The following is a 7,837-nucleotide window of genomic DNA, read 5'->3' as shown; positions in this document are numbered from 1 at the left end:
CTTTTAGAAACTATGCTTCTACTTCAGACCATTCATCGCGTTTTGCTAAAAATTCACGAGCCAAAGCTTGTGCACCTTCTAGTGTATGGCTGGCAGCCCAGCCACATTGTGTTTCATTGCTTGCAGGTACTTCAGTAGCTTCAAGAACATCTTTCATTGTTGCTTCAAGAACATCTAAAATGTCTTCGTAGCTTTCATGATTCAATACAGTCAAGTAAAAGCCTGTTTGGCATCCCATTGGAGACCAGTCTACGATGTAATCTGCGTGATTGCGGATTAGTTCGGCAGTCAAGTGCTCAAGTGAATGTAGACTTGGCATGTCCATGTGTTCTTTATTTGGTTGTTTAAAGCGGACGTCGTATTTAATGATGACATCGCCATGCGCACCCGTTTTTCGATCAGCTACACGTACATAAGGTGCTTTGACTTTTGTATGGTCAAGATTAAAACTTTCGACATTCATTCTCATTTGTAAGACTCCTATCTGTTTGTTCATTCGTTTTGATGCTTTTCACTAAAGAATTATTTAGTGAAATTTACAAAAACGTCTTTCTACTTGATTCTAACACTTATCGTTTCCAAGGTGTAGCAATCTGAAATATTTTTTAGATTTTTCTGCTAAGTCGTTTATTGGGACTTCTAGTTCTTGATTCTGTCAAATGCCTGAGCTAAATCGTTTATGAGATCCTGACCATACTCAATTCCTACAGAAAGACGGATCAAGCCGTCCTTTATGCCAGCCTCTTCTAGTTTTTCTTTTGGAATAGACGCATGAGTCATGACAGAAGGAATTTCCACTAAACTTTCTACGCCACCTAAACTTTCTGCTAAAGTAAATAGTTGGAGTGATTCAACAAATGGAATAGCAGATTCTTCATTTTTTAAAGTAAAAGAAATCATTCCGCTAAAGCCGCTCATCTGTTGCTTAGCAACTCCATGGAGTTCATGATCGGGTAATCCTGGATAGTAGACCTTTTCTACTGCTGGATGAGAAAATAGAAAATCAGCTATCACAAAAGCATTTTTTTGATGTTCCTCCATACGAACACTTAGTGTCTTGATTCCGCGCTGAAGTAACCAGCTATCTTGGGGACCAAGTACGGCTCCGATAGCATTTTGGTAAAATCCGATCTGATCGGCTAGATCTTTATGGTTAGAAGTCACTAAACCAGCTACTACATCGCTGTGTCCGCCTAGATATTTGGTACCGCTATGGACAACGATATCAGAACCGAGATCTAAAGGTCTTTGAAAATAAGGAGTAGCAAATGTATTGTCAGCAATAACTATCAATCCATGTTGATGAGCCAGAGTGGCACTTTTTTCTAAATCAGTAATCTTTAGAAGCGGATTGCTAGGTGTTTCAAGATAAAGTGCTTTTGTATTGGGTTTGATGGATTGTTCTATTTTATCAAGATTACTCGTATCTATGATCGTGTACTCGAGACCATTTTTAGTAAGAACTTTGTCAAATAGACGGAATGTTCCTCCATAGACATCATCTCCTAATAAGATATGATCGCCAGCTTGAAAAAGAGAAAAAACGGCATGAATCCCAGAAAGACCAGAAGAAAAAGCGAATCCTCGAACACCGCCTTCCAAATCAGCAATCAGTTCTTCCAATGCAAAACGAGTAGGATTACCAGATCTTGAATATTCATATTGTTTAGGCTGGCCGACGCCATCTTGCCGATAAGTGGATGTTTGATAAATAGGTACACTGACAGCTCCTGTTGTGGGATCTTCACTGATGCCTCCGTGGATCAATTTTGTTTGAATGTGCATGTTTCTTTCCTCCTATAAGTAAATGTTTTTTGATAAATAGCGGTCTGCTGCGTCTGGAAAAATCGTAACGACACGATGACCAGGTGGTAAACGACGAATTTCTCTTAATGCTGCTGCAAAAGCCGCACCACTCGAACTTCCAACTAATAGTCCTTGTTCTCGTGCTAACTGCCTAGTATAGTTAAACCCTTCTACATCAGAGATTGTCTCGATCTGATTGATTGAAAGGTGAGAAAGAAACGGCGGAATGAATTCTACACCGATACCCTCAATTTCGTGAGGGGCTGGATCACCACCATTTAACACAGAGCCCTCTGGTTCTACACCGATTATTCGAATGTCGGGATATTTTTCTTTCAAAAAGGTAGAAGTTCCAGCAAAGGTTCCACCACTCCCAATTCCTGCTACAAAACTATGGATATTTTCTTTGATTTCATGAAAGATTTCTGGCCCTAACGTATGATAGTAAGCAGCAGGATTATCTTTATTTTCAAATTGAAGAGGCAGATAGCTGTTTGATATCTCCTCTGCAAGTTTTTTACTTTTGCTGATGGCACCGATGATTCCTTGCTCACTAGGAGAATGGATGATCTTTGCTCCCAATGCTTTCATCAATTGTTGTTTTTCTAAGCTAAACTTCTCTGGAACAACAAAAACCGTTCTTAATTTGTATGTGAGTGCGGCCAGAGCGATCCCAATTCCTGTATTTCCGGCAGTTGGTTCGATGATCGTCGTTTTTTCATTGATTTTTCCTTGGGCAAATCCTTCTTTGATCAAATAACTGCCCAATCTATCTTTGATACTTCCTCCAGGATTTAAATATTCTAGTTTTGCATAAATAGCAGAACCTTTAGGCATAGAATAGTGCTGATTGTCAAAGCGATAAAGCGGTGTGGAACCAATAGCTTCTGTAATTGTCGAGATAATCATATGGGCCTCCTAAAAAAAGATAATAAAAAAAGGAGCTGACTATTAAATCAGCTCCTTGAAAGACATAGAGAAAAATTGAGTAGATAAAAAGATAAGTTACCTGGTACTCATTCTATGAAGGGCAATTAATAGACATGACAAATAGTATGCTGCTTTTATGCACAATACAACAGCAACGATTCAATTGTTTTTGGTTGCTGACTGTCATGTGTATCCCTCCAAGTAAAATTTTTATTAACGATAGCATGAAAAAAAATAAAAGTCAAAGGCTTGAAAGAAAAAAATATTTCGATAGCATCGTTTACCCGTGTTTATTTTTCTGACAAATAGGCATGAGACCTTAAAAGATAGAGAATACTCTAGTTTTCTGGCCGGTTGTCTGATACAATAAAGTTGATTATGATAAAGAAAAGAAGGAGCAAAAATAATGATCTCAGCAAGTGATTTAAGAGCCGGTATGACTTTCGTACAAGACGGCAAACTGATTAAAGTTCTGGATGCAAGCCACCATAAACCTGGTAAAGGAAATACAGTTATGCGTATGAAACTGAAAGATGTCCGTTCAGGTGCAACATACGACACAACGTTCAGACCAGAAGAAAAATTTGAAAAAGCACATATCGACACAAAACCTGTACAATATTTGTACACGATGGATGATACAGCTTTCTTCATGGATTTGGAAACATATGAGCAATATGAAATTCCTGTAGAAACAGTAGAAGAAGAAATGAAATATATCCTAGAAAACATGGAAGTAAAAATCCAATTCTTCGGTAGCGAAGTCATCGGCGTTCAATTACCAACAACTGTCGTATTACGTGTTGTGGAAACACAACCTTCCATCAAAGGTGCAACAGTCACTGGTTCAGGTAAACCAGCGACAATGGAAACTGGCTTAGTAGTCAATGTTCCTGACTTCATCGAAACAGATGAATTGTTGGAAATCAATACAGCAGAAGGTTCTTATGTAAAACGTGCGTCAAAATAATTCGCTAACGGATTGATAAGAATTTGAAAACAGAGCTTGACCTCTTGAAAGGCAGATCATCGGATCTGCCTTTCAAGAGGTTTTTTTGTGGAATCAGCAAATTGAAAAATAAAAAAGTATTTGATTTTATTTATATTTTGAAAGATGAATGGCAAAAGCTAGAGAAAGAAGAAACTGCACTTATTTATGAAGAAATTGAAATGATTCATAAAATTGAAAATATCCGAACTATTCCGAACTATATTGAAGCGAAAATATTCTTTCATCACTAAATAGTGTTGAATTTATGTTTTTATGTATAAATAGCTTCTAATAGTTCGGGTATTTTGTTTTTATAACCATTTTTATTCTTATTTTTAAAAAAATATTTCGAAATATACTAGACAATTCAGAAAATTTTGTTTAATATTATTCCAATAAAATTCAAATCTTTATCAAATTAAATTCCAATAAAAACGGAAAAAAAGTGAAAAGAGGAATGAAAAAATGACAGAATTGATAATTGGCGGAGTCACAGCAAGCACATTGGCAGAAAAGTATAAGACACCTCTGTATGTGTATGATGAAGAAAAGATGAGACAAACGATGCTGTCATTCAAGCGAGGCTTTGTATCGAAACGTTTTGATACAAAAGTGCTTTACGCCTCTAAAGCATTCCAAACGATTGAGATGCTGCATTTAGTTCGTGAATATGGATTCGGGCTAGATGTTGTCAGTGGTGGGGAAATCTATACCGCTTTGCAAGCTGATTTCCCTAGAGATACTATCTACTTCCATGGTAACAACAAGACGCCAGAGGAACTGATCTATGCACTTGAAAATGATTTGTTGCATATTGTTGCCGATAATTTGATGGAAGTTGAATTATTAGCAGAATTAAGCCAACGCTATTTAAAAAAAATCTGTATCATGCTTCGGTTGAATGTCGGAGTAGAAGCACATACTCATGAATATATCGTCACTGCGCATATTGATTCAAAATTCGGCATGAGCTATGAAAGTAAAGAGTGCCAACAAGCCCTTCAGTTGATAAAAGAAAGCAGCTATCTAGAGTTAGAAGGATTTCATGCTCATATCGGGTCACAAATTTTTGATGTTACTGCTTGGTTAGCTGAAATCGACAAATTGACGAATTACTTAACCGATTTTGACCAACCTCTTTCCTTGAATCTTGGCGGAGGGTTTGGGATTCGTTATACACAAAATGATCAGCCGATCCCAGTCGAAGAGGCACTAAAAAAACTGATTGAATATACGGAAGAAGCTTTGGAAAAACGAAAACTGACCATTCGTCAATTACTGATCGAACCGGGTAGAAGTATTGTTGGAGAAGCTGGTACAACACTATACACGATTGGTTTCATCAAAAAGACACCACATAAAAAATATTACTTTGTAGATGGCGGGATGACAGATAATATCCGTCCAGCTCTGTATCAGGCAGAATACGATTGTGATTTAGCAGCAAAACTGTCGGAAGAAAAAACAGAGAAAGTGACGATTGCAGGAAAAATGTGTGAATCAGGCGATGTGGTAATTAAAGAAGCTTATTTGCCGAAAGCAGAATCGGGTGATCTTTTAGCTGTTTATTCCACGGGAGCTTATGGATACTCGATGAGCAGCAACTACAATCGAGCGACACGACCAGCAGTTGTTTTTGTCAATAATGGCCAATCAAGACTGATTGTTCGCAGACAAGCATTTTCTGATCTACTAAGGGGGGAAGTTTCCTATGATCCTTCATAAATATAATGGCTGCGGAAATGATTTTATCTTATTAGATTACGCAGAAGACACAGATTATAGTCAATTAGCCGCTTCTTTATGCACAAAAGAAAAATATGATACAGACGGATTGATCGCCGTAAAAATCGATCCGTTGGAAATGATCTATTACAACAAAGATGGCAGTCGCGCGCCGATGTGCGGAAATGGCATTCGCTGTTTTGCTCGATACGTAAATGATCAGAACATGATGAATGAACAGGAATTCAACGTAGAGACATTAGCAGGCACAAGAAAAATTACGGTGTTGGACCCCTCACCTTTTTATTGCAGCGTAGATATGGGAGTGCCAGATGATTCTCCGGAAAAAATCAAAACTAATCAAACTTATCCAATAAAAAACCAGGAAATAGAGATCAATGGTGACAAAGTAACGATCACTAGTTTATTTTTAGGAACGATTCATACCGTTGTTTTTGTTGAAAATGCGCGTGAGGAAGTCTGGAGAAAAAGAGGTGAACTGATCTGTCATCATCCTTTGTTCAAAGAAAAAACCAATGTCAACTTTGTAGAAGTAGTCAATGAACAAGAATTGATCGTCCGTACCTATGAAAGAGGTGTAGGTTGGACACTTGCTTGCGGTACAGGTTGCTGTGCCTCTTATGTGGTTGCTAAGGAAACTGGGAAAATTTCAGCAGATCAGGTAGTTGTTCACTTGGAACAAGGAGACTTGATGATCTCTGGTAAGGATACGATACAAATGGCTGGCCCAGCAGTTCATGAATGGACAAGAATATTGGAGGAATGAAGATGATAAAAGGTTCGATCGTGGCGCTGATCACGCCGATGAATGAAGAGGGATCAGTAGATTATGCTGGTTTGGAAAAATTGATCCAATTCCATTTAGATGAACAAACAGACGGATTATTAGTTTTAGGTACAACAGGAGAATCTTCTACGCTCACACAATCTGAGGAGGAGAAGATCCTTCAACTGACAGTAAAGAAAGTGGCTGGCCGTGTGCCGGTGATTGCAGGAGCTGGAACGAATAATACAAAAGAAACGATTGAAAAAGCGAAGCATTTTGCTTCTTTGGGGGCAGACGCACTTTTGGTCATCACCCCTTACTACAACAAAACAAGTGACGCAGGACTAGCTGCTCATTTTACAGCAATTGCAGAAGCCTCACCGATTCCGCTTATTTTGTATAATGTTCCTTCTAGAACAGGCATGTCGATTCCAATTCATGTATTAGTAAATTTAGCAGAACATCCTAATATCATTGGTTTGAAAGAAGCCTCAGGAGATATGGCTTATGTGATGGATGCCGCTCGGTTGATTGGAGAAGAATTCTTCCTTTACAGTGGAAATGATGATTTGATCCTACCAGTAATGAGTGTAGGAGGAAGCGGTGTAATAAGTGTATGGGCGAATATCCAACCTAAAATAGTCCATGAATTAGTAAAAGATACGCAGGACGGAAGATGGCAGCAAGCAAAAGAAAAGCAATTAAATGCACTTGAACTGATCCATGCCTTGTTCAGTGAGACCAATCCTATTCCTGTCAAAGCAGCCATGTCATTATTAGACTTACCTTCCGGACCTCTACGCCTGCCTTTAGTTTCTCTTTCAAAAGAGAAAAAGAAACAATTAGCTCTGCTTTTGCTAAGGGAAAGGACGGTTGAAAAATGAAAATCGGACTGATTGGCAGTGGACAGATGGGAAATAGAGTCGAAGAAGTTGCACAAGAAAGAGGAGATACGGTCCTTCTTTTACGGACGGCACCTAAAGAAGCAACTACGCTTGCTTTTACGGAACTGCCAGAACTGCTTATTGATTTTTCTCATCCAGATAATTTAGAGAAAATCCTTTCGTATAGCTTATCATATCAACTTCCGTTAGTCATTGGCACGACAGGTTATACACAATCACAGTTCCAAGAAATAAAAGAACATGCCAAACATGTACCTGTGATGTATAGTGCTAATTTTTCGTTCGGCATCATGGTGATGAATCAACTAATCAAGCAAGCAACTGCAATGTTGCAAGGCTGGCAGATCGAACTGATTGAAAAACATCATAGTCGTAAAAAAGATGCACCATCTGGTACTGCAAATATGCTGCTTCAAACAATCCAAGAAGTGCAAAAGCTGCAGCCCGTATACAACTGGCAAGGGAAAAAAAGAGAAGAAAACCAAATTGGTGTACACAGTATTCGTGCAGGTTCTTTACCTGGTGAACATGATGTATTGTTTGCTGCTACTGATGAAATATTTACGATCAAACATGAATCTTTTTCTAATCGAATCTTTGCTGCAGGCGCAGTAGAAGCAGCGGACTGGTTGAAAGATCAGTCACCAGGTTATTACAAATTAGAAGATTTATTAATGGACAAAGGGGTGTAAA

The 7,837-nt window shown here is 38.4% G+C and carries 9 protein-coding genes; 6 read left to right on the top strand and 3 right to left on the bottom strand.

Annotated elements, in window-relative coordinates; genetic code table 11:
- Window positions 1–10: 10 nt before the first annotated feature.
- From RG571_RS04995 to RG571_RS04985, 3 genes are all read right to left on the bottom strand, one after another.
- On the bottom strand, window positions 11–469 hold the full coding sequence (locus RG571_RS04995; RefSeq protein WP_002289439.1) for an S-ribosylhomocysteine lyase: 459 nt from the start codon (window positions 467–469) through the stop codon (window positions 11–13).
- Window positions 470–639: 170 nt separating this feature from the next.
- Window positions 640–1,785, bottom strand: coding sequence for a cystathionine gamma-synthase (locus RG571_RS04990; RefSeq protein ID WP_002319320.1), 1,146 nt, complete (start codon window positions 1,783–1,785; stop codon window positions 640–642).
- Between the two features lie 12 nt (window positions 1,786–1,797).
- Window positions 1,798–2,715: a PLP-dependent cysteine synthase family protein gene (locus RG571_RS04985; RefSeq protein WP_025478382.1), complete on the bottom strand. Its 918-nt coding sequence runs from the start codon at window positions 2,713–2,715 to the stop codon at window positions 1,798–1,800.
- Between the two features lie 427 nt (window positions 2,716–3,142).
- Here RG571_RS04985 and efp point away from each other — a divergent pair, with 427 nt between their 5' ends.
- The 6 genes from efp to dapB all read left to right on the top strand — a co-directional run bounded on the left by efp (window position 3,143) and on the right by dapB (window position 7,836).
- Window positions 3,143–3,706, top strand: a complete 564-nt coding sequence (efp, locus tag RG571_RS04980; RefSeq protein WP_002289434.1) for an elongation factor P — start codon at window positions 3,143–3,145, stop codon at window positions 3,704–3,706.
- 23 nt (window positions 3,707–3,729) lie between these two features.
- A complete protein-coding gene (locus RG571_RS04975; protein WP_002305974.1) occupies window positions 3,730–3,978 on the top strand; it encodes a hypothetical protein in 249 nt (82 codons plus the stop codon).
- A gap of 214 nt (window positions 3,979–4,192) precedes the next feature.
- On the top strand, window positions 4,193–5,452 hold the full coding sequence (gene lysA / locus RG571_RS04970; RefSeq protein ID WP_002286883.1) for a diaminopimelate decarboxylase: 1,260 nt from the start codon (window positions 4,193–4,195) through the stop codon (window positions 5,450–5,452).
- Window positions 5,439–6,239, top strand: a complete 801-nt coding sequence (dapF, locus tag RG571_RS04965; protein ID WP_308947663.1) for a diaminopimelate epimerase — start codon at window positions 5,439–5,441, stop codon at window positions 6,237–6,239. The genes lysA and dapF overlap by 14 nt, the downstream gene beginning before the upstream one ends.
- Window positions 6,240–6,241: 2 nt before the next feature.
- Window positions 6,242–7,123, top strand: coding sequence for a 4-hydroxy-tetrahydrodipicolinate synthase (gene dapA, locus RG571_RS04960; protein ID WP_002339135.1), 882 nt, complete (start codon window positions 6,242–6,244; stop codon window positions 7,121–7,123).
- The gene (gene dapB / locus RG571_RS04955; protein WP_002319316.1) at window positions 7,120–7,836 is read left to right on the top strand and encodes a 4-hydroxy-tetrahydrodipicolinate reductase; all 717 of its coding nucleotides are present in this window, start codon (window positions 7,120–7,122) and stop codon (window positions 7,834–7,836) included. Before dapA ends, dapB begins: the two co-directional genes overlap by 4 nt.
- The last annotated feature ends 1 nt before the right edge of the window (window position 7,837 follow it).

Origin of the sequence: Enterococcus sp. FR204 (assembly GCF_031143325.1) — a bacterium.
GTDB classification, from domain to species: domain Bacteria; phylum Bacillota; class Bacilli; order Lactobacillales; family Enterococcaceae; genus Enterococcus_B; species Enterococcus_B faecium.
The sequence above is the reverse complement of the archived record's forward strand: the minus strand, read 5'-3'. Positions and strand labels throughout refer to the sequence as shown.